Genomic DNA, 26,031 nt, shown 5'->3' on the forward strand with positions numbered 1-26,031 from the left:
ACTCCGGGGGTGTTCCGGCCTACTCTCGAGCGGTTTATGACCGAACACGCCGGTAGTCCCCGTATGAGCGACGATCGACTCCGCATGACGCCAGGGCCGACCGCGGTGCCGGCCGCCGTCCGCGACCGGATGGCCGAACCGACGCCCAACCCCGACGTCGAGCCCGAATTCTTCGAATTCTATCGAGACTTGACCGACGACCTCGGGGCGATCTACGGCGACGACGACATCGTGATCCTCGGCGGCGAGGGCATCCTCGGCCTCGAGGCCGCGGTCGCCTCGCTGGTCGAACCCGGCGACCGGGTACTGTGTATCGCCAACGGCCCCTACGGCGAGGGCTTCGCGGACTTCGTCGAGAGCTACGACGGCGAGGCGGTCGTCTGTGACTCCCCGTGGCGCGACTCCATCGATCTCGCAGCCGTCGAGTCTCACCTCACGGACGGCTCGTTCGACGTCGCGACGATGGTCCACTGCGAGACGCCGACCGGCGTCCTGAACGACCTCGAGCCGGTCCTCGATCTCCTCGAAGACCACGGCGTCATCAGCGTCGTCGACGCCGTCTCCTCGCTCGGCGGGACGGCCGTGCCGACCGACCGGATCGACGTTTGTCTCGGCGCCTCCCAGAAGTGTTTCAGCGCGCCGCCGGGCCTGACCGTCGCCTCGGTCAGCGACCGCGCCTGGGCGAAGATCGAATCGTTCGAGACCCGCGGCTTCTACACCGATCTCGAGCCCTGGCGCGACGCCGCCGACGAGGAGTGGTTCCCCTACACGCACCTGTCCGCGAACCTCTACGGACTCGGCGCTGCGATCGACCTACTGCTCGAGGAGGGACTCGAGACCGTCTTCGAGCGCCACGAGCGGGCCGCACGGCGGTGTCGCGAGCGGGCCGCCGACCTCGGGCTGTCGGTCTACCCCGACGGCGCACAGTCGTCGCCGACGGTGACCGCACTCGAGGTCCCGGGTCGGGCCGAGGAACTGCAGCGGACGCTGGCCGACGACCACGGTGTCGTCCTCGCGACTGGGCTCGGCGACCTCGCCGCCGACGTCCTCCGGGTCGGCCACATGGGACACAACGCCCGGGTCGACCGGGTCCAGCAAACGATGGACGCGCTCGAGGCCGTCCTCGAGGAGTGACGCGGTCGGGCCCGTTACCTGTCGGTACGAGTCGGCATTACGGGACGATCCGTTACTGACCTCGCGTATCAACGTTCCACTTCGATATTTGTCCATGACTCCGACAATATCACCAGCAATATATGCTGTATAAGGTTACAGATGCGGAGTATATCGGGACGTAAACAAACAACAATTAAGATCATACATCACACTGTATTTGTCTAGAGGTACCATGACACAGGTCATATGGATCATCGCGGCAGTGCTGGTAACGTTCACTGTGGGGTACGTGGGTTATTCCCGATATTTGACGCGTTTCGTTGAACTCAACGAAGACGCGGAGACACCGGCACACAAGTACGAGGACGGACAGGAGTACGTCCCGTCGAAGAAACCGGTTCTGTTGGGACATCACTACTCGAGTATCGCCGGTGGGGCACCGATCGTGGGACCGATCACGGCCGGGGCGATCTGGGGCTGGGTGCCCGCGCTACTGTGGATCGCCATCGGGAACCCGCTGATGGGCGCCGTCCACGACTTCGTCTCGCTGTCGGGCAGTCTGCGCCACGAGGGGAAGTCGATCGGCTACATGATCGGGGAGTACGTCGGCGAGAGCGGGAAGAACATGCTGCTGTGGTTCGCGTTCCTGACGATCATCCTCGTCGTCGCCGTCTTCGCGCTGGTCGTCGGGATCGTCTTCAACGCCTATCCACAGGTCGTGACGGCGTCGCTGCTGTACATCGGGTTGGCGCTCGCCTTCGGCGTCTACCTCTACCAGTTCAACGGCCCGTTCATCCCGGGGACGATACTGTTCGTCGCCGGGGTCTTCGCGGCCGTCTGGGTCGGCCTCGAGTACCCGCTCGCGCTCTTTGCCGGCGACTATCCCTCGGGCACCATCGTGCTGTTCGGCGGTGACGGGAGCTGGGTGCCCGGTGCCGCGGCGCTGGAGGGAATCGGCGGCGGCAACACCGCCGGCTGGGTGCCGATAATTCTGGTCTACGCGGCGGTCGCGAGCGCGCTTCCGGTGTGGGTGTTGCTCCAGCCGCGTGACTACCTGTCGTCGTTCCTGCTGTACGCCGGCGTCGGTGGTGCGACCCTCGCGATCATCGTCGGCACGTTCTTCGGGACGGCCAATCAGGACCTCGTCATCGACAGCTCGATCGCCGCGTTCGAAGGGTTCTGGGGCGCGGAAGCGGCCGGCTACGCGCCGCTGTTCCCGCTGCTTTTTATAACGATCGCCTGTGGGACGATCAGCGGGTTCCACTCGCTGGTCTCCTCGGGGACCACGGCCAAACAGCTCGACAAGGAGACCGACGCCCGCCTGATCGGCTACGGCGGCATGCTCGGTGAGGGCCTGCTGGCCGCTGTCGCGCTCTCGACGCTCGCCGTGTGGGGCGCGCCCGACGTCGGCGGCGGCATCGGTGCCGCTCTGCCGAACTTCGCCTCGGGCGGCGGCGTCATCCTCACGAGTTTCGGCGTCCCCGAGACCGCCGGCGCCGTGTTCATGGCGCTGGTCCTCTGTAGCTTCCTGCTGACCTCGACCGACACGGCCGTCCGCCTCGGCCGGTACATGATGGAAGAGATCGTCGGCACGCCCGCCGGACGGACCGACACGGGGCTGAACGCGGACCCGCGATCGTTCGTTCGCGGCCGGTACACCAACCCGATCGTCCAGGCCGTCCCGGCGTACCTGCTGGTTATCTCCGGGCAGTGGGTCGTTCTCTGGCAGCTGTTCGGCGGTGCGAACCAGCTGCTGGCCGCGCTTGCCCTGCTGACCGCGACCGTCTGGCTGGCCAACTGGGACGACAGCAAACAGCTCGTCTCGACCGGCGTCCCGATGGCCGTCATGGTCACGATCACCGTCCTCGGGCTCTCGATTCTGGTGTTCTACGAGAACCTCTACTTGAACCTGATCGAGGGCGGTGCAGGAACCCTCAGCGAGCAACTCTCCGCGGTCGTGCAGATGGCGCTTGGCCTCGTCCTCATCGGCCTCGCGCTCGCGCTCGTCAGGCTGGGCTACCGGAACATCAGCCGCGTCCGTCGCGGCCCCGAGACGCCCGCCGCCGAACCCGGCGACGACTGACGTCCGTCACGCTTCGTTTTTTCGCCGCCGCTACGACGGGCAGTGCCGAGTGCGACCGATAGCGATCGCCGCTTCCGGACGGCCGTGACGCGCCGTCGCCGGACCGCCGCGATCGCGTTCACTGCCAGAACCGCTTGGCGAACCGCGAGAGAAAGCCCTCGTCGGGCGTCGTCACGTCGTCCCAGAGGGTAAACGCCTCGGCCACGTCGGCGGCCTCGCTCGCGACGTGGTCCCCCTCGTCGGGAACGACGACGACGAGGTTCACCTCGTAGTGGCCGTGATAGCCGAACTTCAGGAGGGTCCGATCGCGAAAGCCCTCGACGAACGCGCGGACGTCGTCGGGAATCTCGTCCGCGACGAGGACGAACGAGAAGTCCGTCCCGAAGTGTTCCTCGTCGGGGACGACCCGGTCGTCGGCGAGGTCGTGACCGAGGTCGACGAGCCGCTCGAGTTCCGCGACCGTCGGCCGAGACTCCCGACGGGCAAAGAGGTACTCCTCGGCCTCGTGGTCGGCGTAGGACAGCGCCGGGTGGAAGAACTGTTTCTGACTCCGGACGCGCAGCTTCCCGTAGAGGTCCCAGCGCTCGCCGCCGGCCCGGTGGTCCTTCTCGAGGTCGTAGTTGTACAGCAGTCGGTCGGACACCCGGTCGAGGTACTCGTCCTCCCAGTCGGGGACCGCCTCGCGGATTTCGGCCGGCAGTTCCGCCGGTGCCCGCTCGTCGCTCATCGCGCGGCGACGGGCCGCGGGCTGGTTCGGTCGCGATCCGGCGTCGGCTCGGTTCCGGTCGAATCCGTGACGGGGTTTCGCATACCACTCGTTGCGCTCGGAATATCAAATACCCGTCGGTGGACGGCGAGCCGGCGCTGCGGCGCTCGAGCGGTAGGCTTTAGCCGCCGGAGCTGTTTCTTCGTGTAAGAGATTACCATGGGGAGCAAACGGACCGAAGCCTGTGGCCGGTGTTCGATGTCGACGGTCGTCGACGTCGCCTCGAGCGACGAGGACGACGGGGACGACGCTCGCGACCCGTTCGGCGAGGACGCGATCGAGGTCGACGACGAGACACTCCGGCGCGTCTCGCCGGGCGCGTGGATCGGCCGCGTGACCGATCGGATCGACGACCTCGGCCACCGACTCATTTACGGCCGCTGACCAGCCCCGCCGGTTCCGCGAGCGAACGGGCCGACGGTCAGGACATCGTCACGAGATACGTCAGCGCGAACAGCAGTATCGCCGCCGTGGCGACATTGATAGGACTGAACTCGAGGACGTCCAGAAAGGACAGTCCCCAGACGACCGTCCAACCGAACAGCGTCGAGAGGACGGCGTTCATCACGAGCAGGACCCGCGGGTCGCCCTGCGAGGATGATACGCCGGCCTCGAACCCCTCGCGGTCGGAGTCCTCGTCGTTCATACAGGGAGACGGCGGCACCGCCACTTATAGCTTCGCCGGCGGGACGCGTCGGACGGGCCGGAAACCGCACGGTCTAGCTCTTTGCCGCTCGAGTCCGAACGGCGGGTATGCAACTCCGTAATCGCGACGGCACGCCCGTCGATCCGGTCCCGTTCGGCGTCGTGGTCGGACTCGCGTTCATGGCCCTGCTGTCGTTCGGGCCGCTGTACGGACAGGCGCTGGGCCTGTCCCTCGAGGCGGCGATCTGGCTTTCGGCGGCAGTGTTCGTCGTCACCGCCGCCGGCGCCTTCTACCGGCAGATCTGGACCGCCCGGCCCGAACTCGACTGCGAGGTTGCGGCCGCGGTCCGCGCACGGCGGGTGTTCTATCTCATTCCGATCCTCGGAGCGCTGCTCGTCGCGCTGTCCGTGCCGCTCGTGGTCGGCTGAGACGGACCGCCCCGGATCGGTAGCGCACCCCGATCCGCGGTCGTGTGTCTATGATACACTGTCGCACGATATTAGTGGCCGCCGACCGAACGACCCCGTATGGGACTCATCGACTCGGTCAAAACGGCCCTCAGCTCGCCCGCGCCGAAAGAGCGGCCCGACGACGGCTCCACGGGAGCCTACTGGTGTGACGACTGCGCCGTCCGCATCAGGGACGTCGACCTCGAGGGGGAGCCGGTCTGCCCGGACTGCGGTTCGGAGATGCGCTTCGAGCGCGCGACCGGTCGCGACTGTGCGTGTTGAGACGGGGCCCGGTCACGGCTCACGGACGACGACGGCCGCCCCCTGCTCGTCGGGGAACGGCCCCTCGAGGGCGCCCTCCCACTCCGCGTCGGTGACCAGCGCGTCCTCGAGGCCCTTCCGCAGCGCCGCCTCGTCGTAGTCGGTGCCGATGAATACCAGTTCCGTCCGCCGGTCGCCGTGTTCGTCGTGCCACTCGAGATCGGGACGATTCGACCGGTACATGTCCCGTTCGACCGCGGGCAGGCTGGCGATCCAGGGACCCTGTGCCGTGGCCCTGATCGAGGGGCCAGCCCCCGCGATCGAGACCCGCATCTCGTTGTCGGCGAGCCACGCGGTCCCCTTCGAGCGGACGATCGACCGCGGCAGTTCGCGGAGGACGGCGGCGAACCGCTCGGGGTGAAACGGCCGCCGGGCCCGGTAGACGAACGAGGAGACGCCGTAGACTTCGTCGGGGTGGTGATGGCCGTGGTGGTCGTCGTGACGGCCGTCGCCCTCGTGGTCGGTGCCCTCGCCATCGGTCGACTCGAGTGCGCGCTTCCAGCCCGGCAGGTCGGTCACCCGATCCGGGTCGAACAGGCCGGCACCGAGCAGTCGGTCGGGATCGACCGCCGCAAACTCCGTGCGGATCGTCTCCGCGTCGGGCTGGAGCGCACCGACGAGTTCTTCGGCCTCCTCGAGTTCCGCCTCGGTACAGCGATCGGCCTTGTTGAGCAACACGAGGTTCGAGACCTCGAGTTGCTCGACGAGCAGGTCCGAGAGCGGCCGATCGTCCTCGTCGCCGCGGCGTTCGGGAGCGTCCTCACCGGCGAAGGCCTCGAGGAAGGCGGGGGTATCGAGGACGGTCACGAGCGTGTCGACGTCGTACAGCGCCGCGACCCGGGATTCGGTCGTGAACAACCGTGCGACGGGTGCGGGCTCGGAGATCCCCGACGACTCGACGATCAGGTGATCGAACGAGCGATCGCGGGCCAGCCTGACCACGGCGGTCTCGAGGTCGTCCTGCAGTTCACAACAGATACAGCCGTTCGAGAGTTCCGCGACGCCGTCGTCGAGTTCGAGTTCCGATCCTTCGGCGACGAGGTCGGCGTCGACGTTGACCTCCCCCATGTCGTTGACCAACACTGCAAGCGACCGGTCGCCGGCGTTCGACAGCAGATGGTTCAAAAGCGTCGTCTTCCCCGCCCCGAGACTGCCCGAGAGGATCGTGACGGGACGTCCGTCGTCCGTGTCCGTTCTCATAGCCGGATAACAGACGCCGGAACGTCTTGAAAGCGAGCCACGAGGGTTTTTAGCGCTCGCTACACAGATACGGGCATGGATCTGGCCGACCGGATCGACGCGTTTCGCGAGACGCTCGAGGAGTGGCTGCGGGGCCTCTATCACGGGATGATCTCGCACCCGGCCTACGAGAAGATCGAGAAGGAGGCCGAAGACGCCGAGGACGCGTTCATCCTGGCGTGTTTCCCCGACGCCTTCGGCATCCCGTCGCCGGTCTCCTACTACACCGCCGAACTGCTGCCCTATCTCGAGGACGAGTTCGAGGCCTGGGAGCGTCGGCTGTGGGACCGCGGCACGTACCTCGAACGAAAGGGTCAGCAATATCACTTCTAATGGAGCCGTTCGTCTTCTTCGGCGGCAAGGGCGGCGTCGGCAAGACGACGGTGTCATGTGCCTACGGGCTCAAGTGCGCCCGCGACGGCCACCGCACCCTCGTCGTCTCGACCGACCCGGCCCACTCCGTCACGGACGTCTTCGACCAGCCGTTCGACGACTCGCCGCGGCCGGTCGAGGGGATCGATCGCCTCGAGGCCATGCAGATCGATCCCGAGGACGAGGTCACCCGGCATCTCGACGAGATCCGGCAGGACCTCTCCGAGCAGGTGTCGGCTTCGATGGTCAACGAGATCAACCGCCAGCTCGAGATGGCCCACGGGACGCCGGGGGCCTACGAGTCCGCGCTGTTCGACCGCTTCATCGAGGTGATGCGCACCGCCGACGACTACGACCGGGTCGTCTTCGACACCGCGCCCTCGGGCAGCACGCTTCGCCTGCTCGGCCTGCCCGACCTGCTCGAGGACTGGATCGACCGGCTGATGTACAAGCGCCGGACCAGCATCGACCTCTTCGAGAAGGCCGCCATCGGCAACAACGAACCCCGCCGCGTGATGGAGGGCGACCCCGTTCTAGCGCGACTCGAGGAGCGCAAGTCCTTCTTCGAGTTCGCCGGGTCGGCGCTGCACGACGACGCCGCGTTCTTCCTCGTCCTCAACCCCGACGAACTGTCGGTCAACGAAACCCGCCGCTCGATCGCCGACATCCGCGAAAAGGACCTCGCCGTCCGTGGACTCGTCGCCAACAAGCTCACGCCGTCGCCGGACCCCGACGAGAACGGCCGGGGCGCACGCTACCTCCGCGAGCGGGTCGCGACGGAGGAGGAACGCCTCGAGACCATTCGGTCCGAGTTCGAGCCGCCGCTGGTCGCCGAAATCGGCTGGCGAAGTTCGGAGGTCAAAGGCGACCTACTCGACGACGTCGCCGCCGAACTCGATATCGCGACCGCGGTCGAGCCGCCGACGCACGTCTAGCCCCCGTTCGAGTCGACTGCGCGAATCTGATACGCCCATACATACCACCCCAGCGACGGAGGGAAACCCGTTTACGCTGGCCGCGCCACGGACGGATAATGAGTACGAGTTACCGAATCGGACTGGTCGGCAAACCGTCCGTCGGCAAGTCCTCTTTCTTCAACGCCGCGACGATGAACGACGTGCCCGAGGGGGCCTACCCGTTCACGACGATCGACCCCAGCGTCGGCGAGGCCTACGTCCGCGTCGACTGTGCGGCCCCCGAATTCGACGAGGAGTGTACGCCCAACGTCGGCTACTGCGACCACGGCACCCGCTTCGTCCCCACGAAGCTCGTCGACGTGGCCGGGCTCATCCCCGGCGCACACGAGGGCAACGGGCTGGGCAATCAGTTCCTCTCTGACCTAAACGAGACCGACGTCCTCGTCCACGTCGTCGACTTCTCCGGACAAACCGACGCCGAGGGCGAACCCACCGAGGGCCACGACCCCCGTGACGACATCGACTTCCTCGAGGTGGAACTCGATCAATGGTATCTCGACGTCCTCGAGAAGGGGATCGAACGCTACGAATCGGGCTACACGACCGAGGACGACGCCATCGAAGAGGAACTCGCCGAGCAGATGAGCGCGTTCAAGACCACCGACGACGAGATCAAGCGCCTGATCCGGCGGGTCGATGTCGGCTTCGAGCCCGAGGCGTGGGACGACGAGGACAAACTCGAGCTGGCCCGCGAGATCCGTAAGGAGACCAAGCCGATGGTCATCGCGGCGAACAAGATGGACACGCCCGAGGCACAGGAGAACTACGAGGCGATCGCGAACGATCCGGACTACGATCACCTGACGATCGTGCCCTGTAGTGCCCACGCCGAGAAGGCGCTGAAATCGGCCGACAAGGCCGGCGTCGTCGACTACCGGCCCGGCGACGACGACTTTGAAATCACGGGCGACGTCTCCGGCGACCAGAAACAGGGACTCGAGCAGATCCGGGACTTCCTCGACGAGTTCGGTGCGACGGGCGTCCAGGCGGCACTCGAGACCGCGCTCTTCGACGTGCTGGGCGTGACGCCGGTGTTCCCCGGCGGTGCGAACGGGCTGGGCAACGAACGCGGCGAGGTGTTGCCCGACTGCTATCTGATCCCGCCGAACTCGACCGCGGAGGACTTCGCCTACAGCCTCCACTCCGATATCGGCGACGGGTTCCTGCACGCGATCGACTGTCGGACGAACCGTCAACTGGGCAAGGACTACGAGGTCGAGTCCCGGGACGTGATCGAAGTCATCACGACGAACTGACCGACCGCAGTTGGCGACTCCTGCGGGACCGTCCGCACGTCGCCGGCCCGGCCTGACCGGAAGCGCCCAGCATGCGTCCCCGTTCGGGGCGACTACGGACGACAGCAGAGCTGTCACGCACTTCCTGCCGACGACCGACCCGGCCAACGCTGCGGTCCGTCGAAGGACGACAAAAGATGCGGCGAGGTCAGTGGTACACGGCGCGGATCACTTACGGATAACCGCTGGAATCGTTACTCCCGCGATGGAACGACGTGACCGATCGAACCGCTGGTACCGTCGTACGAGAGCATCGCGTACCGGATTTCGTCGGCATCGACGGAAACGGTATCTCCCTGTTCGAACTCACCGTCGATTTCCTCGCCGAGGTCGATCTCGCTGAAGCCGTCTTCGGTCATGACCCGGAGGGTAAGCTCCGACGCGGCGACCGAATCGCCGCCGACGTGTTCGATCACGCCCTGATCCTCGTCGAACTCGAGTTCGATCCGCGGTCGCGGACGGGTTCCGCTGACACGGACATCGTCGTCACCCCAGACGACGGTGACATCCGATCCGGCCGCAACGTCGTCGACTTCGATCGTCGCCCCCGAAGAGACAGTGTCCGCCTCGTCGGCCCACTGCGTCTCGGCCGGCTCGTCGTCGATCAGCAGTTCGTACGCGTCGGCCGGGCGCTCGCCGTCCTCGAGTTCGAGCGTCGCCGAGAGCGTCTTGCGCTCGAAGTCGTAGTCGAAGGCCACGGTCCCCGGCGGCTGGGCACGGAAGTGTGCGATACTGTCTTCCATGGTCGTTCCGTCCCAACAGACGAGAACGGTGTCACCCGGCCGAATGTCCTCGAGCGTCGTCCCGTCGCCCGAACGCATCGTTCCGGACCACGGCTGAGCGGTGGTTCGTGGCTCGACTTCCTCGTCAGGGGAATGGTACCACGGTCGTTCGTCGTAGACGGCGATGGAAACCCGCTCGCCCTCGAGCGGGAACTCGTCCGCGTACTCGACGGTGAGCGTTCCGGCGTCGACGTCGTAGTCGTATTCGAACTCGAATCGATCGAGGATCGACGTCCCGCTCGTGCTGCTCCCGGCCGCGTGGTCGTGGGTGAGGGTGATCGATAGGTTCGGCTCGACATCGTCCATGTCGATGACGATCGTATCTCCCTCTTCGAGGGTGCCGTGGCTGTTGGTCCAGATATCGCGGTCGTACTCCTCGCCGCCCACCTCGAGCGTGAGATCCTCGACCGGGGTCGGATCGCCGCGTCCGATCTCGATCTCGAGTTGGTCGTCCTCGAGATCGATGTCCTCCTCGGGCCGGAGACTTCCCGGGCTCTCGTGGTCGTTGGCTTCCCGTTCGGCGGCGAGATCGCGCTCGGCGGTGATGGTGACGAGCGACCCGTCTCGTTCGACCGTCGGCTCGCCGGTGAGCGCCATGTAGCGCAACTCGCTCGTGAGCGTATCGACCAGTTCGTCAGTGATCTCCGTAGCGTCCGCGAAGGCGACGCCGATGTTCACCTCGAGGGTATCCGGATCGAGGACGGTCGTTGCTCGGGCACTGTATTCGATGGCGGCGTCGTCGGTGAAGTCGGGGAACTGATACCCCTCGCCGATCTGGACCGTGTAGTCGGCATGCTCCCCGTCGAAGAGGCCGAACGCCTCCTCGAGCAGGGGTTCGGCGTCCAGCAGTCGCTTGGCCTCGCCCGCGTTCGCCGCGAGGGCCTCGCCGATCCGCTCGTCGTTTTCGGCGGCGACGACGACCGTCTCGGTGACGGCGGCGACCATCTCATTGTCTTCGCGGCGCTCGTACTCGACGCCGCCGTCGGTCTCGCGAATGTCGCCGTCGTCCTCGAGTTCGAAGTCACCGGCGATGACGACGATCGGCATCGAGAACGCATCGTCGTCGGTCGCGTAGACGAACGCCTGCTTCGAGATCGACTCGGGATCGATCCCAAACCCGCTGCCCGTCGACATGTGTCCGTAGGGGTCGTTGGCCTTTCGCTGCTGCTCGAGATCCCTCGTCACAACTGCCATCGAGTCCGATTCGGCCGAGGCCGGGAAATAGTCGAAGAGGGAGTCGAACGCCGGCGAGCCGACATCGTTGGTGGACCGTCCGTCCGTCGCGCTGACAGCGTTTCCTGCCAGTGCGACGGTCATCGTCGTGCCGATACTGCCGAGGAGGGTTCGGCGGGGATACTGCGGCATACGATCCGATTTCGTTCCCCGCACCACAAGTAGGTTTTCATAACTTTCTACGTTAGAAACAGGTTCGGTCGATCGGCCCCGATCGACGATTCCACCGCCCGGCGATCCAGTCCCGAGCCGTTACTCGAAACCGGTCTCGTCCGACTCGAGCAGATTCGTGAGTTCGCCCCGCCGTTTCCAGGCGGCGATCCGATCGCCGAACGGTAGGGGGGCGGCGAGTTCGACCGCCGAGCGGGCGGTGAGTCGGGTCCGTCCGTGGTCGACGGGGTCGATCTCGAGCCACGTCTCCATCGCCGAAAAGGGGCCGCGCTCGCTCTCCTGTGTGTAGTAGATCGCCCCGTCGCGGTCCTCGAACCGCAGCGGCAGTTGCAGTCCCGGGCCGCTGGCGACGACGACCGTCGCCCCGTCCCGCTCCTCGACGCGTTCGATCGCGAAACTCCCCTCTGCCTCGACGATCGTCGCCGGCTCGAGCCACGCCGACAGCTCGGTCGGAGCCGCAGCGACGACTCCAGAGACCGTCACATCACGCATATCGGCCCCACGGACGGAACGGCCATAAACGTCGGTCGTCACGGACTTCACGTTCGGCTCGGGGCGTCTCGCTCGTTCCGTCGGTGTCTCAGCTCCCGTCGTGACCGAGTCCCGGCGAATCCGTACCGAGGCGACAAGTTCTCCTGCCGGGCCCGCTATGTCCCGGTAATGAGTCTGGGGCAGCCCTCCGCGTACCGCCCGACGAAACCCGACGTCGCGGTGTTCGTCTCCGGCGTCACCAGTATGGGTCTCGAGATCCTCGCGGGCCGGATCATCGCCCCGCAGTTCGGGAACAGCATCTACACGTGGGGGAGCATCATCACCGTCTTCCTCGCTGCACTGAGCCTGGGTTACTGGCAAGGTGGCAAACGTGCCGATACCGCCTCGAACGCGCGGATGAGCTGGCTCCTGCTGGGGACGGCCGGCTACGTCGCGATCGTCGTCTACGCCAGCGATCAACTCCTGCTCTCGGCGTCGACGCTGCCGCTTCCGGCCCGCTACGCCTCGCTGCCGGCGGTCCTGATCCTGTTCGGCCCGCCGACCTATCTGCTTGGCTTTATCAGTCCCTACTCGGCCGAACTCTCCGAGAAAGAAGGCACCGGCGAGGCGTCGGGCCACGTCTACGCGCTGGGCACCATCGGCAGCATCGTCGGCGCGGGCGCGACCACGTACTTCCTGATTCCGTCGCTGGGAATCGACGCGATCGGGCTGCTGTTCGGGTTCATCCTCGTCGGCACCGCGTTCGCGTTGACCCTCCCGCGGGTCGCGCCAAGACCCGCGGCCGCGAGCATCGGCATCGCCCTGCTGTTGGTCGTCGCCGGCGGCGTCGGCCCCGTCGCCTTTGACCACCGCGGCGACGTCGTCTACGAGACTCAGACGGCCTATCAGGAACTCGAGGTCATCGACGACGGCGACGTGCGAACGCTGTATCTCGACGGTGCGCGCCACAGCGCGATGGACCTCGAGGACCCGGACCGACACGTTTTCGAGTACACGCGGTACTTCCATCTGCCGATGCTGATGACCGACGACCCCGACGAGGTCGATGACGTGTTGTTCATCGGCGGGGGCGGCTACACCGGCCCGAAGGACTTCGAGCGGCGCTACGATGTCGATGTCGACGTCGTCGAACTCGACCCCGAGGTGACGCAGGCGGCCAAGGAGTACTTCCGCCTCGAGGAGGGCGAGAACATGACTGCCCACACCGAGGACGGCCGGATCTTCCTGCAGGAGACCGACGAGACCTACGACCTGATCGTCCTCGACGCTTACCAGAAGGATCAGGTTCCGATCCACCTCACGCAACTGGAATTCATGGAACTCGTCGAGGACCGACTCTCCGACGACGGGGTCTTCCTCGCGAACGTCATCGCCGCGCCCAGCGGGGCCGGCTCGGCGTTCTACCGGGCCCAATACAAGACCATCGACGAGGCGTTCCCCTCGACCTACAGCTTCCGGACCTCGAGTCTGGGCTCGGTCCAGAACATCGAGGTCGTCGCGACGAAGGCCGACACCGAGTTCACCGAAGACGACCTCGCGGCCCGCAACGAGCGCCGCGACCTGCCGATCGACCTGAGCGGCGAGGTCGACGCGTACATGGACGACCCGAACACCGACGACGTGCCGGTGTTGACCGAGGATCACGCGCCCGTCGACAACCTACAGGCGTCGACGATCGGCCAGGAGTACGTCATCGAGGAGACCGACGAGGACGAGGCGGAGCCGGAACCCGCCTCGATCACGGTCGGGCCGGACCCGCTCGCGACGGCGCGGCCTGCGGCGGGGCTCGAGTTCCCGACGCCGACCTCACCGAACCACGAGGCGACGGCGGCCGAGCCGGCCTCGCCGTAGGGGAGAGCGACGGCCGACTCGAGCGGCGTCGCCTCGCGTTCTTCGCTCCCGTCAGTCGGTGAGATCCTCGACCGCGAGCGGCGTCGCGGTCCGCCAGTAATGATCCAGCGAGTCCTCGGCCCACGCGCGGACGGCGTCGTCGTCGGTGTCGACGGAGGCCCGCAGGATGCCGTCCTCGTCGCGCAGGAGGAGGTAAACGAGGTCGTCGACGATCATGATCGCGATCGGAACGCCCTCCTCACGGACCCTGATCTCGGCGTCCTCGGCCGTGAGCAGGGCCTCGAGCCGGTCGCGAAGCTCCGACTCCTCGGCGAGCGCCTCGATCGCGTTGCGGCCGAAGACGCCCCGAAAGCGCTGGTCGCCGCCGGTTACACGGTCGCTGACGACCTGTAGCGCCTGTCCGTTGAACGTGTGTGAAAACGTCCTGATTTCGTCGCCATCGCGGACGAACTCGAGCAGTCGCGAGAGCGGCGCGTTCGGCCGCGTCGCCGTCGGGACGGTGATCGTCGCATCCGAGAGCCGCCGGAGGTCGAAGTCCATCGCATGGGTCGGCAGGTAGTCGACGATGTCGCGGAGTCGCCCCTCAGTCTCGAGGATCTCCTGGAGGTCGGTGAATCCCTCCGCGACGAGTCGGCCAGTCGCTGTCGCGACGTACTCGCTGCCGTCGTGTCTGACCCACGACCGGTCCTCGAAGTCCCCGAGGATTCGGCCCAGCGTCGCCTGTGAGGCCCCGGTGGCGTCGGCCAGTTCCCTGCGGGTGTGTCGCCCCGCCGAGAGCAGGTCCAGCACCGCGACGCGGTTCTCCGAGAGTGCCAGGAACTCGATCTCCTCGAGCGCCGATTCCATACGTCACCTCTCCGGGCCGAGACCAAACCGTTTTCGCACCGTGAAAGGGTTTCACGGCCCGCGCGGGTGTCGCGTCGTCGGTCCTTTTCCCGGCCCGCCCACATTTCTTGCTCTGAAACCGTTTCTGAACGAAACTATATACCCGACGTTCGTACGTCCGTGTACGATGATCTCCACTCTTCACGCGTCGCCCGGGTCCGGGTCGGCGCATGCGGTTCGCACGGTGGTGACGACGCCGTGGTAGCGCGTCGTACTGCCGTCTTCTTCGCCCTCTCGAGCCTGTTTTTCGGCGGCACGTTCGTCGCCGCGAAAGCCGGGCTTGCGTACTTCCCGCCGCTGCTGTTCGTGGCGTTCCGATTCGACGTGGCCACCGTCATCATGCTTGCCTACGTCGGGCTGACGACCTCGCGGGCGGACCTGTTTCCCCGGACCCGCGGCGACATCGGAGCGATCCTCGCGACCGGCGTTCTCGCGATCGGGCTGACCAACGCCTTGCTGTTCGTCGGCCAGCAGTACGTCACCAGCGCGGTGGCTTCGATCATGTACAGCCTCAACCCCATCATGACGCCGATCTTCGCCGCGTTCTTCCTCTCGGACGAGCGGCTCTCCGCCCGCGGCGCGGCCGGGATGGGGCTTGGCCTGCTCGGCGTCGGCCTCGTGGTCAGTCCCGACCCCGCGAACCTGCTGGGCGGTGCCGTCGGCAAGGGGATCCTCTTCGTCGGCGCGATCGCCGCCGCGCTCGGGGCCGTACTGATCCGTCGGGCGGACAGCGACCTCTCGAGTACGGTTCGGGTCGCCTGGGGGCTGCCATTCGCCGCGGCGCTGTGTCACCTGCTCGCCTGGACGGGCGGCGAGTCGGCGGCCGCGATCGACTGGACCGTCGAAGCGGTCGCGGCACTGGGGTACGTCAGCGTCTTCGCGGGCGTCCTCGCCTACATCGCCTACTTCGGCCTGATCGACGCGGCCGGCGCGATCCGCGCGAACCTGATCTTCTACGTCGTGCCCGTCGTCTCGACGCTGGGTGGCTGGGCGCTGCTTGGTGAGACGATCGACGCGCTGGCGGTCGCCGGCTTCCTGACGATCTTCGCCGGCTTCGCGGTGCTGGGCAGCAAGTCGGTCGATCTCCGCTCGCTGCGCGAGCGGCTCACCCCCGACCCGCGGCTGCCCGACGACGAAACTCCGGTCAGGGACGAACCCCGCGGCTACCGGTCGGACTGACGGTTAAAACAGCGACAGCTCGCCGGTCACGCTGTCGACGCGGTCGTCGGCCGCCGGGCCGACTGCCAGCGCGGTGACGGTCCCCGGCTCGAGTTGGGTGTGACCGGCGTCTCGGATCAGTCCGGTGGGAATCCCCTTTCGCTCGGCGATCTCGGAGAGTTCGTGAAGTTGGCGCTCGCTCTCGCCTTTCAGGACGACCTTCTTTTGGCCCCCATCCTTCCACTGGTCTCGCAGTTGCCGATCGGCGTTCTCGTAGGCCGACAGCGACGCGTGAGCGACCTGTGCGGCGAGCTTTCCCTGTCCCATCCCGATATCCGTGCGAGCGACGATGGCCTGTTTCATGGCCTATTCGAGGACGTCGATGCCTTTAGCGGTACCTATCGATCGCTGCGACGGACGCCGGCGAGCCGTCAGTGAACGACCTCGCTCTCGCGGAAGTACTCCCGTTCCGTTCGTCTCGCCTCGGGCCCCGCCTCGACTAGCGTCGGTTCGTCGATCGGCCCCTCGAACCGGTCGGGATCGGGCTCGACCCGTTCGATCATCGCCGAGAATACCGATCCCCGGCGGCCGCTCGCCGAGACGAAACCGCCGTATTCACGCTCTTCGCGGGCGGTCTCGTCGGGATCGGGGAACTCCTCGCGGATGATCTCGGCACCCGCTTCGAGATACGTCGCCGCCCGCCGCTGGGAGTAGTAACTCTCGTCGTAGTAGGTTTCGGCGTACTCCTCGTCGAGGTCGTCCGTGGAGTGTTCGGGCGACTCGTATCGGATCGCCTCGGCCGTCTTGTGCCCGCTGGCAAAGCGGATGTTGACCGTGAAACTGTCCGGATACCGGATGACCAGCGGAACGTACAGCATGTCCGTGATCGTGGCCTGCTGTTGGGCCCGCCAGGCCCCCTCGAGGTAGTACGCGGCGATCGCGCCGATGCGGTCGTCGCGATCCCCGCGATGATACGCCCGCGCGACCGCCTTGTAATCGTCGCCGACGATCCGTCGGAGTCGCCGCTGGAAGCTTTCGGCGGCGTGATCGAACTGTGCTTCGTAGGCGTCTAACACGGTCACTTCGGGATCGGCGAGCAGGTCCGCCTTCCGCTCCAACGCGGCCGCGATCGTCAGCATGTTCTCGTGGAACAGCCGCTCGGCCTCGAGATCGGGGAGCGGAACTCTGACCGCCCGCTGGTGTAGCACTTCCGTGTCCCCGTTGAATCGGCCCTGCCTCCCACTCATGGACCCACCTTCATCGTACAGCGTTATAATCGGTTAGGCCGTCCGTCGTCGGGTTACAGGCGCTTGAATTGTATCAACATCATAAATGATGTAAACCGTTGGCTCGACCGAGGGTCGTCGGTCACCCGTGGATCGAACCGGGACCGCGCCGCGAGCGACGGCGGACCGAGGACTTTAGGGTGCCGTGTTCGCTCCCTCTCGATATGATCCTCTCCGACGCGGACATCCTCGACCGACTCGAGGCCGGCGACCTCGTCGTCGAGCCGTTAGACGACCCGGAACTGCAGATCCAGCCCGCGAGCGTCGACCTCCGACTGGGCCGGGAGTTTCTCGAGTTCCAGCGGACGAACATCCCCTGTATTCACCCCAACTCCGAGGACGAAGTCGACGATTACGTCTCCGAGACCGTCGTCGACGAGGACGACGACTTCATCCTCCACCCGGGCGACTTCGTGCTTGGGACGACTCACGAGCGCGTCGAGATCCCGGCGGATCTGATCGCCCACGTCGAGGGCCGGTCCTCGCTGGGCCGGCTCGCGGTCGTCGTCCACGCTACCGCCGGCCTCTGTGATCCCGGCTATCGCGGCCAGATCACGCTGGAACTGTCGAACTTGGGTTCTGCACCCGTCGCGCTCACGCCGGGTATGCGGATCTCCCAGCTCACCTTCACCGAACTCAAGACCGAAGCCGACCGGCCCTACGGGAGCGAGCGGGGCTCGAAGTATCAGGACCAGAGCGGACCGCAGGCCTCCCGGATCGAGAGCGACGACGAGTTCGGCGGCGACCAACTCGAGCGCGGGGACGCGGACGGCGAGTGAACCCGGGGCTGGAACTCGATCCGCCCTCGAGACGTCGGCACGCCGTTTCGATCCCGACCGGCCGCCGAACCGTCTCCCGGTCGCTTCCCCCGCGGATCACCGACCGGCCATCGCAGGCACGACCGACTTATTCTGAGTCGCGGTAGCCGACGGTATGTGCGCCGTCTTTTCCGACGACGATATCGACAAACCCGTCGAGAACGCCACCGGCGAGACCGTCGGTATCGTCGCGGCGGTCGCGGGCGACGTCGCTCACGTTCGGCCCGACCCGTCGGCCGTCGAGTCGATCAAATCCTCGCTTGGGTGGGAGAAAGGAGCCCGGTATCGCGTCACGCTGGAGCGAGACTCGGTCCGTGAGATCACTCCCGATGCGGTCCGGCTCGAGGGTGGGCTGCCGACGGAACCGGCCGCGACGCCCGACGCGGACGCCGACTCCGGAAGCGACGGCGGTCGGGGACTCGAGTAGCGGTCGTCCGCCGTCGCCGTAATGGGCCGGGCAGACCACTAAGGTCGCTCTCGTGATATCCCCATCGGCTATGGACTGGACAGGCGAGGACCCCGACAAGACCGGCGTCGACGTCGCCGGCCCGTCGGACACCGACTCGATCGTGTTCGTACACGGCGCGATGTTCACCCGAAAGATGTGGCTCCCCCAGACGCGGGCGCTTTCCGAGGGGTACCACACCGTCGCGCCCGATTTACCGGGCCACGGCACCCGCGCGGGGAAGCCGTTCCGGATGGAGCCGGCGATCGACGTCCTCGAGGCGGTCGTGGACCGGCATACCGATGGCTCCGCGACGCTCGTCGGGCTCTCGCTGGGGGGCTACGTGGCGACGGAGTACGCCTACCGCCATCCCAGCACGGTCGACGGGCTGGTGCTGTCGGGCAGTAGCGTCAACCCGGTGAACACGATGGAACTCGGCACACGAGTGAGCGGCGGCGTCGCGCGACTACTCACGAAGCCTAACCTCGGGAAACGGGCCGTCGAGACACTCGCCACCCGCTGGGTCCGACAGCGTGATCTCGCGCCCGATATCGAGCGCGAGATCATCGACGCCGGCTTCTATCCCAAACAGTTCGGCGACGCGGGGCCGGACATCGCCGGCCGCGACTTCCGGGCTGCGCTCTCGACGTATCCCGGCTCGACGCTGCTACTCAACGGAGAGAACGACAAACTCATGCGCCGCGGCGAGCGCGATCACGCCGCTGCGGCCCGTGACGGCCGGGTCGAAGTGCTGGCGGGAGCCGGCCACATCTGTAACCTCCATCGACCCGAGACGTACACGGATCGGGTGCGGCGGTTCGTCAGCCAGACTGCTCGCGTTCAGTAGCTATCGACGGTCGCCGACCGCGTCGCGGAGCCGACCGGGGAGTCCAAGCAGGGAGATGCCGAAGCCGATCAGGACCATCAGGACGTAGAGACCGAGCGTCGAGGTCCAGACGACGAGCATCGCGAGGATCGCCCAGCCACCGTCGAGGAAGGAGAACGCGCCGATCGACATCGCCGTCCCGTAGAGCAAGACGAGGTACGGCCCCCAGTCACGGGCGTGGCCGCGTCGGACTCGGCGGCGAACGTAGCGTTTCAACTCGCTCTCGAGGGACTCCTTCCGGACGGTGCGCTCTTCGACGTCGGACTCGAAGTCGTCGACGCGATCGCGGAGTCGCTCGATCTCCTCGCGTAGCGCCGCCGGATCGTCGGCTCGATCGCGGGTTCGGGCGCTCGCGCTCGATTCGCGTGCGCGGTCGCTCGCGCGGTCCTCCGTGGCTCCCTCGTCGGCGCCCGTGGCGTCGTCGGTCATCGCTTCTGTCGGAATCTGTCGTCGGCCGGGACTTTGTAGCTGCCGATCCAGTTCACGGTCGGCCAGCACCGCGTTGACAACCGCCGCGAAGACGAGGATGATCGCACCGACGTACAGCCAGACGAGGACGAGAAAGACGGCCCCGAGCGCACCGTAGACCGCGTAATCGGAGAGTAACCCGGCGTATAGCGAGAACGTGCGGCTCAGAACGAACCAGCCGACTGCGGCGATGACCGTTCCAGGTGCCGCCTCGCGGATCCCCACGTTCGCGTCCGGGAAGATCACGTACAGCGGCAGGAAGGTGACGAACAGCCCCAGCACGACGAACAGTTGGCCGACGACCGCCACTGCGAACGACACCTCGAGCCCCGGCAGGAACCGAACGACCAGCTCGAGCGCTCCCAGCAGCGCGAGGCCGGCCGCGATGGCGATCGAGACGATCATCGCGTCCCAGATCGTATCGAGTAGCGACTTCTCGCCGACCGTGTCGTAGACCTGCGAGAAGGCCCGATCGAGGCCGCGGAGGACGCGGCTCGAGCCCCACAGCAGGCCGAGGATGCCGACGACGGTCGCCCCGCGACGACCCGTCTCGTCGGTGACGGCGTCGGCCAGCAGCGTCTGCGCCTGAACGGTGAGAATGTCGGTCGCGGCCGCGGAGAGGCGGTTCGCGAGCGCTTCGCCCCCGACCGACGCTGCGAGCCCGAGCGCCAGCAACATCAGCGGTACCAGCGAGAGAAAGCCATAGAAGGCGACCCCGGCCGCCAGCAGCGTCAACTGTTGGTCCTTCGCGAGCCGAAGGACCCGTCCCGTCAGATCCACCCCTCGTCCCCGATCGATCACGGCCCGCCGTTCGAGGTCCCACCCAATATGTAATCGCACGACACAGGGATCCAACGGGCTGTTACGCCGGACGGCCCCGACAGTACCGTCGGGCTGATCCGGGTCGGCGTCCCGTAGCGGTCGGTTTCGGCCGCCGATCGGAGACCGGCGACGGCGGCTCGATCGCGAACTTCTTTCTGTCGGGAATCCAACGCCATCGCATGGAGCAGCGACGCTGTCCCGACTGCGGCGTGACGATGAAAGAAACCACCGTCCGCGACACCGAGGGAATGCGCCTGTCGATCACGACCGGAAAACGTGACGGACTGTTGGGAAAGATGGGGGTCCAGAACACGGCGAAAGTACAGGGCGTCTGCTGTCCCGAGTGCGGGCTCGTTCGCCTCTACGCCGACCTCGAGTGAGCAGCGTCGGGGCCCTGTTCGAGTATCCGGAGTCGCGCTGTCGGGATGCAGATGGGTTCGCTTTCGCATCCGTTCCGACACCTGGCCAACCGTCAGAAAACGGTCCATCGGGTCGGTCGGGCCAGTGCCGACAGGAGCCGCGTCGATCGTGGGTCGGTACCACAAGTATGCCGCCGGCTCAGTGACGCCGTACAACGCCGCGATAAAAATCGGATCAGCTGGGTCGACCAGCTTGCCGGTCGTCGGTCTCCGGCTCCGAGCGGGGCCGTTCTCGGTAGGTGTTGCGACCGAGCATCGAGTTCATTGGGCACTGCTGCGTGCGAGCCGTGATCGTCAGCACCGCCCCGACGACGAGTGCGAGGACGGCGAGTGCCATCCCGAGGGTTCCGGCAGCGATCGAGAGCAATCCAGCGAGGGCGGCGATACCGACGACCAGTAGCACCGGGCCGACAAGGAGTCGAGTCCGACGGTCGTATCCACCGACGTTTTTTTCCATGGTTTCTGTCACCATGCACACATACGGCAGCTAACTATTTGACATCCTCCTCCGCGTGAACGCGGAGGAATCCCGAGCGGTGGGAGTTTCAGGTCTGCAGTCCAGTCACCGGACTACCAGTCCTTTCGGGCGCGGGTAGTCCCACAACGTCGGACTGGTGGACTGCTGGCGGTGCCAAACTGCCGTTACCCCTATCCTCAACCGTGTACGGCGTCCCAGTGTTGTTTTTGCCACGGGGACGCCGGCAGGCGTCAGCAGAGTCGGGGGTATCGTGATGCTCGCTTTGAGCAGTCGGCACGGACACACTCTTCTGGAATGTGCGTTCACCGACTGCCCTTTCCGGACACTGCCTCGTTACGTGAGCGGACAGGCCGCCTCCGAAGGACGGTTCGGAAGCCGCTCCGTTCCGACCGATTCCTGCTCTTCAGTAGGGCGGTCTGTCACTTAAACGTCACTGTGGGAAACTCACGGCGGGCGTTTGAACGGTGGGACGTTTCCCAGAGTGACGACGCGTATCCACGGCCTGAAGGGCGTGGTATTGCGCCTGTTCAGCCTATAACGCATGCATATCGTTCATTGATGCAATCAGTTGTTGCTGGTGTTCAGTCATGGCTCCGCCGCGTCGATCCGGTCGGTTACTCGTATATTCTCGATGCGGGACTTGTCCGCTTCGCCAGCAATCAGTGCGTACGGCTCGGTGGGGACGCGCGCTCGGCGACTCACACGGTGCGCGGTGACGCTGGATTAGTCGAGACCGTCTTTCGTCGCCGCCTTGACCTCGCCGACGCTCGCGTCCGTCTTGAACGTCGTCCCGCCGTAGTGGGCCCGGGACGCCGCGTGGCCGGCCTCGCGCAGATCCGCCAGGAACTCGTCCATCGCGTTGGCCGGCAGCCCCCAGTTCCGACAGAGCTTGTGCTGGTCGTAGTGGGTCGGCGTGTCGAGTTCCGCCGCGAGCGTGTCACAGAGTTCGCGGGCCTCGGGCGCGGTATCGAACGTGTAGGGGATCTCGTCGCGAACCGCCCCGATGAACGACGAGTCCTGGACGGGGCCGAGCCAGACCGGGCCGGCCGCGAGGATCCGAGTTCCGTTGCAGTGAGGACAGCGCTCGAGTGGATCGGCGATCAGCCCGGGGTCGGCCTCGCGGTAGAGGCAGTCTTCGCAGTGGTAGAGGTGGCCTAACTCGTCGATCGCGGCGTCGGCCGCGGTGGCTTTGTGGGTCAGCTCGAGGTAGGTCCGGACGTAGTGGCTGGTCGCGTGGGTGAGCAGTGGTTCGACGCCGACGTCGAACCGGGCCGCGCTGCGGGCCAGCGCCGACATGAGGGTTCGGACGCCCATCTCGGCGTGGTAGTCGGTGTTTCGCGGCACTGCGGAGTAGGAACGCACGCCGCTGTTGAAGTGTGCGCCACACATCGGCGCGGTATCAGTCGCGGTGATACAGACCAGATCCCGGCAGTTCGCGAACGCGGCGTCGGCAAACGGCATCGGCGTCCCGTAGGGATCGAGATCGATCACGTCGAACGGCTCTTCGTGCATCAGCGCGTTGACGTTGCGGTGTTCGACCCGCCCCTCGCAGTCGTTTCGCTCGAGGTTGTCCCGGGCGAGGGAAACCGCTTCCTCGTCGACGTCACAGCAGGTCACGTCCCAGCCGTCGGCCGCGGCTCGAACCCCGCGGACGCCGCTTGCGGTCATCGCGTCGAGATACGTCTCGGCGCGATCCTCGCGCTCGCGGTAGGCCCGCAGCGTCGCGATCGTCAAGTCCCGGTTCAGCTCCTGTCGCGGGTTGTAGAAGACCGCCTCCTCGATGCCCTCGGTCTGCTCGCCGGGGACCTCGAGATCGACCCCGCCCTCGGTGACGCGCATACCACGTCTCGTGGGTAGCGGGCGAAAAGCGGTGTGGTCTCCCGGCGGCGGCCGATGGGGAGACGGCGGGCCAGCGGCGGACAACCAAACCGATTTTACAGTTCGGCGCACAGTCACGGACGTGTCGGAGGCCAATCCCGTCGAGCGATGGCAGGCGAGTCTCGAGGAGGCCGGCGAGCTGACGCCGGAGATCGTCGGGACGATCACGCGGGTCCACGGCGACCGCGGGGCCCAGGCCATCGAGGCGGTCGGCGAGAACCGCGTGAAGTCCTATCGCGATTTCACCATCGTCGTCGGCTACGAGGACGAGTATATCGTCGAGGACGGCGGCTGTACCTGCAAGGACAGCGAGTACAACTTAGACGCCGACGACCCCACCGAGAAGTGCTGGCACTCCCTTGCGGTCGCCATCGCTCGCCGGGTCGGCCACGTCGACTACCACGATATGTGGTACTCCGAGGTCCGCGAACTGCTCTGAGGGCGTCGGTCTCCGTTCCTACAGAACCAGACGGAGTGAGCGAATCGACGAGAAGTGTCTCTCTCCTCGTCGCCACGATGGCAGCACGCTCGCGGCCGATATCGTTCACCGTGATCGAGAGCGCTACTCGGACTCGTTACAGGCGGCGATGATGACCTCGGGGTCGTCGATCAGCCGATTCTCCATGTAGTTGCCTTTCCCCTTTCCGGCCCACTTGCGCTCCTGATCGATGATCGAGAGGAACTCGAGTTCCGAGAGGATATCGCGAACCCGACGGAGCTTCAGGTGTTCCGAGCCGTCCCGATCGCAGAGACGTTTGTAGAGGTCGTACGCCTCGTTGGTCGTCACCGGCGCGTCGTCGCCCTCCTTTTGCTGGGTCAACAGCGCCATCGCCTCGAGGACGAGTTTCGCGTGACTGGGGCTTTTGGATATCAGTTCGGCCAGCCGGCTGGTCTCCTCGCGCTCGTGTGCCTGATCGACGCAATCCTCAGTGACCGTCTCGAGGGCGTTCTCCTCGGCGATCTCACCCGCAAAGCGGAGGATGTCGATCGCCTTCCGTGCGTCACCGTGTTCACGGGCCGCGAGCGCTGCAACGCGGGGAACGACGCCGTCCTCGAGGACGCCCTCGTGAAACGCATCGGACCGTGAGCGCAGGATTTCCCGGATCTGGGTCGCATCGTACGGCGAGAAGACGTACTCGCGTTCACAGAGGCTCGATTTGATGCGCTCGTCCAGCGAGTCCTTGTACCGGACCTTGTTCGAGATTCCGATAACGCCGACGGTACTCTCGGTGAGTTTGCCGGACTCGACCGCTCGAGAGAGTTGCATCAGGATGTCGTCGTCCTCGATCTTGTCGACTTCGTCTAAGATGATCAGAGCGACGTCGTAGCAGGTGTCGACGATGTGCCAGAGACGACGGTAGTATTCGGCCGTACTCAGTCCCGAGTGTGGAATCGAGACATCGGTCTTGGACTGATCGTTGAGTTGGTGGCCCGTGGACTGCACTGCTTGCGTTTCCGTCGACTCCTGGAGGCAGTCGACGTACGCGACGCCGATCGAGACGTCGTTGCCCTCCGCGCGCTCGATCGCCTGATTCGTGATGAACTTCGAACACAGCGACTTCCCGGTTCCTGTCTTCCCGTACACGAGGACGTTGTTCGGCGTGTTTCCTCGAGTCGCCGGTTTGATCGCGTTCGCGAGGTTGGTCAGTTCGTCCTCGCGGCCGATGATTCGATCGCCGTCCGGGAGGTGTGAAACCTGCAGCAGCTCCTTGTTCCGAAAGATTTCGTTCTCACTGCCGAAGTAGTCCGTCGAATCCGACATTCGGGTGCCAGCTCCTTTCGGCGTCGACTACTTAACCGTTCGGAACCGGACTGCCGCTGTATGCCTCGAGTTCCGCGGTTTGAGTCGCTAAATTCTGCGAACATACACCCCAGAGTGCCGCTGTATAGGTGAATAATCACCCCTCGGTGCCGCTGTATACGTGGGCCGATTGCGCTGGGCTGCCGTCGGAGAACTGCCACCGGACTGGGACCGAGATCCATCGGAACCCCGGACTGCCGCTGTATAGCATGGCGGTTCCGCCGACAGAAGCGAACCGAACGGCGATGAGCCGCCAGTGGTATCCGTGGCTCAGACGACCGTTATCGGTAGATTTGGGTTCGGTCCGGGGAACCGAACGGATACCGTCCTTCCGCTGTATCGGATAAAAAGAGTTTCCATTGGGCGTGAGTCGGTCGGTTTTCACCCCTCGGTGCCGCTGTATACGGCGGACACACACCCCGCGTTGCCGCTGTATAGCTGTGATGGTGGCTGTCGACTCGAAGTGGCGGTCCGGTGTTGACTCACAGATCGGGCTGACCGATAGGACAGTGTGGCACCGGGTACAGAACTCGTACCGGCACGCAGTGGCCCCGACGGAGACCGAACGACTCGGCCGAAACCGAACCGATGATAGCCGAAGGCGGCACCGATAGTAGCCGAAAGCGACACCGATAGTAGCCGAAAGCGACACCGATAGTAGCCGAAAGCGACACCGATAGTAGCCGAAAAGAGGCCGATGACGGCCAAAAGCGACGGGGAATTTCGTCTCGAGCGACGAACCCATGTCCAATCGCCATTGGACGCTACTGTAGCCAATTCAGTCAATGGGCGATTACACAGCACTAGTATATATTATTGGTTATTCTGTTTGGTGATTCCGTCGGTAACGCATCTGCTGTCAAGCAGTCCTACAGCGATCTGTGAACCGAAATC

27 protein-coding genes are annotated in these 26,031 nt (G+C 65.7%); 15 read left to right on the forward strand and 12 right to left on the reverse strand.

Annotation, left to right across the window (positions count from 1 at the left end):
* The first annotated feature begins 63 nt into the window (after positions 1-63).
* Positions 64-1,134: a pyridoxal-phosphate-dependent aminotransferase family protein gene (locus ACSBP4_RS10555; RefSeq protein WP_435552171.1), complete on the forward strand. Its 1,071-nt coding sequence runs from the start codon at positions 64-66 to the stop codon at positions 1,132-1,134.
* A 214-nt stretch (positions 1,135-1,348) separates the two neighbouring features.
* On the forward strand, positions 1,349-3,199 hold the full coding sequence (locus tag ACSBP4_RS10560; RefSeq protein ID WP_435552172.1) for a carbon starvation CstA family protein: 1,851 nt from the start codon (positions 1,349-1,351) through the stop codon (positions 3,197-3,199).
* Positions 3,200-3,317: 118 nt separating this feature from the next.
* Here ACSBP4_RS10560 and ACSBP4_RS10565 read toward each other — a convergent pair whose 3' ends face one another.
* A complete protein-coding gene (locus ACSBP4_RS10565; RefSeq protein WP_435552173.1) occupies positions 3,318-3,926 on the reverse strand; it encodes a hypothetical protein in 609 nt (202 codons plus the stop codon).
* A 198-nt stretch (positions 3,927-4,124) separates the two neighbouring features.
* Here ACSBP4_RS10565 and ACSBP4_RS10570 point away from each other — a divergent pair, with 198 nt between their 5' ends.
* The gene (locus ACSBP4_RS10570; protein WP_006179827.1) at positions 4,125-4,349 is read left to right on the forward strand and encodes a hypothetical protein; all 225 of its coding nucleotides are present in this window, start codon (positions 4,125-4,127) and stop codon (positions 4,347-4,349) included.
* A gap of 37 nt (positions 4,350-4,386) precedes the next feature.
* Here ACSBP4_RS10570 and ACSBP4_RS10575 read toward each other — a convergent pair whose 3' ends face one another.
* Positions 4,387-4,611: a hypothetical protein gene (locus tag ACSBP4_RS10575; RefSeq protein WP_006179828.1), complete on the reverse strand. Its 225-nt coding sequence runs from the start codon at positions 4,609-4,611 to the stop codon at positions 4,387-4,389.
* 107 nt (positions 4,612-4,718) lie between these two features.
* On the opposite strand from ACSBP4_RS10575, the gene ACSBP4_RS10580 reads away from it, so the two are divergent.
* Together ACSBP4_RS10580 and ACSBP4_RS10585 are read left to right on the forward strand one after the other, a co-directional pair.
* On the forward strand, positions 4,719-5,039 hold the full coding sequence (locus tag ACSBP4_RS10580) for a hypothetical protein (RefSeq protein WP_373633700.1): 321 nt from the start codon (positions 4,719-4,721) through the stop codon (positions 5,037-5,039).
* A 99-nt stretch (positions 5,040-5,138) separates the two neighbouring features.
* Positions 5,139-5,342 (forward strand): hypothetical protein, encoded by a 204-nt coding sequence (locus tag ACSBP4_RS10585; protein WP_006179830.1) that lies wholly within the window; start codon positions 5,139-5,141, stop codon positions 5,340-5,342.
* A 12-nt stretch (positions 5,343-5,354) separates the two neighbouring features.
* Here ACSBP4_RS10585 and ACSBP4_RS10590 read toward each other — a convergent pair whose 3' ends face one another.
* Positions 5,355-6,581 carry a CobW family GTP-binding protein gene (locus tag ACSBP4_RS10590; RefSeq protein WP_435552174.1) on the reverse strand — a complete coding sequence of 409 codons (1,227 nt, stop codon included), beginning with the start codon at positions 6,579-6,581 and terminating at the stop codon, positions 5,355-5,357.
* 75 nt (positions 6,582-6,656) lie between these two features.
* On the opposite strand from ACSBP4_RS10590, the gene ACSBP4_RS10595 reads away from it, so the two are divergent.
* From ACSBP4_RS10595 to ACSBP4_RS10605, 3 genes are all read left to right on the forward strand, one after another.
* A complete protein-coding gene (locus ACSBP4_RS10595; protein ID WP_006179832.1) occupies positions 6,657-6,953 on the forward strand; it encodes a hypothetical protein in 297 nt (98 codons plus the stop codon).
* Positions 6,953-7,927, forward strand: coding sequence for an ArsA family ATPase (locus ACSBP4_RS10600; RefSeq protein WP_435552175.1), 975 nt, complete (start codon positions 6,953-6,955; stop codon positions 7,925-7,927). Before ACSBP4_RS10595 ends, ACSBP4_RS10600 begins: the two co-directional genes overlap by 1 nt.
* A gap of 98 nt (positions 7,928-8,025) precedes the next feature.
* Positions 8,026-9,225, forward strand: coding sequence for a redox-regulated ATPase YchF (locus ACSBP4_RS10605; protein ID WP_435552176.1), 1,200 nt, complete (start codon positions 8,026-8,028; stop codon positions 9,223-9,225).
* A gap of 233 nt (positions 9,226-9,458) precedes the next feature.
* Here the strand turns inward: ACSBP4_RS10605 and ACSBP4_RS10610 are convergent, their stop codons facing one another.
* Both ACSBP4_RS10610 and ACSBP4_RS10615 read right to left on the reverse strand, forming a co-directional pair.
* Positions 9,459-11,411, reverse strand: a complete 1,953-nt coding sequence (locus ACSBP4_RS10610; RefSeq protein WP_435552177.1) for a hypothetical protein — start codon at positions 11,409-11,411, stop codon at positions 9,459-9,461.
* Between the two features lie 120 nt (positions 11,412-11,531).
* Positions 11,532-11,942 carry an SRPBCC family protein gene (locus ACSBP4_RS10615; protein ID WP_435552178.1) on the reverse strand — a complete coding sequence of 137 codons (411 nt, stop codon included), beginning with the start codon at positions 11,940-11,942 and terminating at the stop codon, positions 11,532-11,534.
* Positions 11,943-12,110: 168 nt separating this feature from the next.
* On the opposite strand from ACSBP4_RS10615, the gene ACSBP4_RS10620 reads away from it, so the two are divergent.
* Positions 12,111-13,793, forward strand: a complete 1,683-nt coding sequence (locus tag ACSBP4_RS10620; protein WP_435552179.1) for a spermidine synthase — start codon at positions 12,111-12,113, stop codon at positions 13,791-13,793.
* A 51-nt stretch (positions 13,794-13,844) separates the two neighbouring features.
* Here ACSBP4_RS10620 and ACSBP4_RS10625 read toward each other — a convergent pair whose 3' ends face one another.
* A complete protein-coding gene (locus ACSBP4_RS10625; RefSeq protein ID WP_435552180.1) occupies positions 13,845-14,639 on the reverse strand; it encodes a helix-turn-helix transcriptional regulator in 795 nt (264 codons plus the stop codon).
* Positions 14,640-14,876: 237 nt separating this feature from the next.
* On the opposite strand from ACSBP4_RS10625, the gene ACSBP4_RS10630 reads away from it, so the two are divergent.
* Complete coding sequence (locus ACSBP4_RS10630; protein WP_435552181.1) at positions 14,877-15,857, forward strand: DMT family transporter; 981 nt, start codon at positions 14,877-14,879, stop codon at positions 15,855-15,857.
* 3 nt (positions 15,858-15,860) lie between these two features.
* On the opposite strand, the gene pth2 is transcribed toward ACSBP4_RS10630, so the two are convergent.
* On the reverse strand, positions 15,861-16,199 hold the full coding sequence (gene pth2, locus ACSBP4_RS10635; protein WP_435552182.1) for a peptidyl-tRNA hydrolase Pth2: 339 nt from the start codon (positions 16,197-16,199) through the stop codon (positions 15,861-15,863).
* A gap of 68 nt (positions 16,200-16,267) precedes the next feature.
* Positions 16,268-17,083, reverse strand: coding sequence for a hypothetical protein (locus ACSBP4_RS10640; RefSeq protein ID WP_049905699.1), 816 nt, complete (start codon positions 17,081-17,083; stop codon positions 16,268-16,270).
* Between the two features lie 203 nt (positions 17,084-17,286).
* Between ACSBP4_RS10640 and dcd the strand changes: the two genes are divergently transcribed.
* From dcd to ACSBP4_RS10655, 3 genes are all read left to right on the forward strand, one after another.
* On the forward strand, positions 17,287-17,901 hold the full coding sequence (gene dcd, locus ACSBP4_RS10645) for a dCTP deaminase (RefSeq protein ID WP_006179842.1): 615 nt from the start codon (positions 17,287-17,289) through the stop codon (positions 17,899-17,901).
* 154 nt (positions 17,902-18,055) lie between these two features.
* Positions 18,056-18,367, forward strand: coding sequence for a hypothetical protein (locus ACSBP4_RS10650; protein ID WP_049966187.1), 312 nt, complete (start codon positions 18,056-18,058; stop codon positions 18,365-18,367).
* A gap of 70 nt (positions 18,368-18,437) precedes the next feature.
* The gene (locus ACSBP4_RS10655; RefSeq protein ID WP_435552183.1) at positions 18,438-19,232 is read left to right on the forward strand and encodes an alpha/beta fold hydrolase; all 795 of its coding nucleotides are present in this window, start codon (positions 18,438-18,440) and stop codon (positions 19,230-19,232) included.
* On the opposite strand, the gene ACSBP4_RS10660 is transcribed toward ACSBP4_RS10655, so the two are convergent.
* Complete coding sequence (locus ACSBP4_RS10660) at positions 19,233-20,540, reverse strand: YhjD/YihY/BrkB family envelope integrity protein (RefSeq protein ID WP_435552184.1); 1,308 nt, start codon at positions 20,538-20,540, stop codon at positions 19,233-19,235. It abuts the gene before it with no gap.
* Positions 20,541-20,740: 200 nt separating this feature from the next.
* Between ACSBP4_RS10660 and ACSBP4_RS10665 the strand changes: the two genes are divergently transcribed.
* The gene (locus ACSBP4_RS10665; protein ID WP_006649558.1) at positions 20,741-20,941 is read left to right on the forward strand and encodes a hypothetical protein; all 201 of its coding nucleotides are present in this window, start codon (positions 20,741-20,743) and stop codon (positions 20,939-20,941) included.
* Between the two features lie 214 nt (positions 20,942-21,155).
* Here ACSBP4_RS10665 and ACSBP4_RS10670 read toward each other — a convergent pair whose 3' ends face one another.
* Both ACSBP4_RS10670 and ACSBP4_RS10675 read right to left on the reverse strand, forming a co-directional pair.
* Positions 21,156-21,437: a YgaP family membrane protein gene (locus tag ACSBP4_RS10670; RefSeq protein ID WP_006649559.1), complete on the reverse strand. Its 282-nt coding sequence runs from the start codon at positions 21,435-21,437 to the stop codon at positions 21,156-21,158.
* Between the two features lie 744 nt (positions 21,438-22,181).
* The gene (locus ACSBP4_RS10675) at positions 22,182-23,297 is read right to left on the reverse strand and encodes a tRNA (guanine(26)-N(2))-dimethyltransferase (RefSeq protein ID WP_435552185.1); all 1,116 of its coding nucleotides are present in this window, start codon (positions 23,295-23,297) and stop codon (positions 22,182-22,184) included.
* A 121-nt stretch (positions 23,298-23,418) separates the two neighbouring features.
* On the opposite strand from ACSBP4_RS10675, the gene ACSBP4_RS10680 reads away from it, so the two are divergent.
* A complete protein-coding gene (locus ACSBP4_RS10680; RefSeq protein WP_006649561.1) occupies positions 23,419-23,775 on the forward strand; it encodes a zinc finger SWIM domain protein in 357 nt (118 codons plus the stop codon).
* Positions 23,776-23,898: 123 nt separating this feature from the next.
* Here ACSBP4_RS10680 and ACSBP4_RS10685 read toward each other — a convergent pair whose 3' ends face one another.
* Positions 23,899-25,098: a Cdc6/Cdc18 family protein gene (locus ACSBP4_RS10685; protein WP_006179849.1), complete on the reverse strand. Its 1,200-nt coding sequence runs from the start codon at positions 25,096-25,098 to the stop codon at positions 23,899-23,901.
* Positions 25,099-26,031 lie beyond the last annotated feature (933 nt).

Origin of the sequence: Natrinema sp. CGMCC1.2065, assembly GCF_051225675.1 — an archaeon.
In the GTDB taxonomy this organism is placed as follows: domain Archaea; phylum Halobacteriota; class Halobacteria; order Halobacteriales; family Natrialbaceae; genus Natrinema; species Natrinema thermotolerans.

What these genes read in the sequence shown, in the direction of transcription:
- ACSBP4_RS10600 (WP_435552175.1), top strand. Translation starts at nt 6,953, where the DNA reads ATGGAGCCGTTCGTCTTCTTCGGCGGCAAGGGCGGCGTCGGCAAGACG.
- ACSBP4_RS10590 (WP_435552174.1), bottom strand. Translation starts at nt 6,581, where the DNA reads ATGAGAACGGACACGGACGACGGACGTCCCGTCACGATCCTCTCGGGC.
- pth2 (WP_435552182.1), bottom strand. Translation starts at nt 16,199, where the DNA reads ATGAAACAGGCCATCGTCGCTCGCACGGATATCGGGATGGGACAGGGA.
- dcd (WP_006179842.1), top strand. Translation starts at nt 17,287, where the DNA reads ATGATCCTCTCCGACGCGGACATCCTCGACCGACTCGAGGCCGGCGAC.
- ACSBP4_RS10620 (WP_435552179.1), top strand. Translation starts at nt 12,111, where the DNA reads ATGAGTCTGGGGCAGCCCTCCGCGTACCGCCCGACGAAACCCGACGTC.
- ACSBP4_RS10605 (WP_435552176.1), top strand. Translation starts at nt 8,026, where the DNA reads ATGAGTACGAGTTACCGAATCGGACTGGTCGGCAAACCGTCCGTCGGC.
- ACSBP4_RS10580 (WP_373633700.1), top strand. Translation starts at nt 4,719, where the DNA reads ATGCAACTCCGTAATCGCGACGGCACGCCCGTCGATCCGGTCCCGTTC.
- ACSBP4_RS10655 (WP_435552183.1), top strand. Translation starts at nt 18,438, where the DNA reads ATGGACTGGACAGGCGAGGACCCCGACAAGACCGGCGTCGACGTCGCC.
- ACSBP4_RS10585 (WP_006179830.1), top strand. Translation starts at nt 5,139, where the DNA reads ATGGGACTCATCGACTCGGTCAAAACGGCCCTCAGCTCGCCCGCGCCG.
- ACSBP4_RS10675 (WP_435552185.1), bottom strand. Translation starts at nt 23,297, where the DNA reads ATGCGCGTCACCGAGGGCGGGGTCGATCTCGAGGTCCCCGGCGAGCAG.
- ACSBP4_RS10625 (WP_435552180.1), bottom strand. Translation starts at nt 14,639, where the DNA reads ATGGAATCGGCGCTCGAGGAGATCGAGTTCCTGGCACTCTCGGAGAAC.
- ACSBP4_RS10575 (WP_006179828.1), bottom strand. Translation starts at nt 4,611, where the DNA reads ATGAACGACGAGGACTCCGACCGCGAGGGGTTCGAGGCCGGCGTATCA.
- ACSBP4_RS10615 (WP_435552178.1), bottom strand. Translation starts at nt 11,942, where the DNA reads ATGCGTGATGTGACGGTCTCTGGAGTCGTCGCTGCGGCTCCGACCGAG.
- ACSBP4_RS10685 (WP_006179849.1), bottom strand. Translation starts at nt 25,098, where the DNA reads ATGTCGGATTCGACGGACTACTTCGGCAGTGAGAACGAAATCTTTCGG.
- ACSBP4_RS10640 (WP_049905699.1), bottom strand. Translation starts at nt 17,083, where the DNA reads ATGAGTGGGAGGCAGGGCCGATTCAACGGGGACACGGAAGTGCTACAC.
- ACSBP4_RS10650 (WP_049966187.1), top strand. Translation starts at nt 18,056, where the DNA reads ATGTGCGCCGTCTTTTCCGACGACGATATCGACAAACCCGTCGAGAAC.
- ACSBP4_RS10665 (WP_006649558.1), top strand. Translation starts at nt 20,741, where the DNA reads ATGGAGCAGCGACGCTGTCCCGACTGCGGCGTGACGATGAAAGAAACC.
- ACSBP4_RS10555 (WP_435552171.1), top strand. Translation starts at nt 64, where the DNA reads ATGAGCGACGATCGACTCCGCATGACGCCAGGGCCGACCGCGGTGCCG.
- ACSBP4_RS10595 (WP_006179832.1), top strand. Translation starts at nt 6,657, where the DNA reads ATGGATCTGGCCGACCGGATCGACGCGTTTCGCGAGACGCTCGAGGAG.
- ACSBP4_RS10570 (WP_006179827.1), top strand. Translation starts at nt 4,125, where the DNA reads ATGGGGAGCAAACGGACCGAAGCCTGTGGCCGGTGTTCGATGTCGACG.
- ACSBP4_RS10610 (WP_435552177.1), bottom strand. Translation starts at nt 11,411, where the DNA reads ATGCCGCAGTATCCCCGCCGAACCCTCCTCGGCAGTATCGGCACGACG.
- ACSBP4_RS10670 (WP_006649559.1), bottom strand. Translation starts at nt 21,437, where the DNA reads ATGGAAAAAAACGTCGGTGGATACGACCGTCGGACTCGACTCCTTGTC.
- ACSBP4_RS10560 (WP_435552172.1), top strand. Translation starts at nt 1,349, where the DNA reads ATGACACAGGTCATATGGATCATCGCGGCAGTGCTGGTAACGTTCACT.
- ACSBP4_RS10565 (WP_435552173.1), bottom strand. Translation starts at nt 3,926, where the DNA reads ATGAGCGACGAGCGGGCACCGGCGGAACTGCCGGCCGAAATCCGCGAG.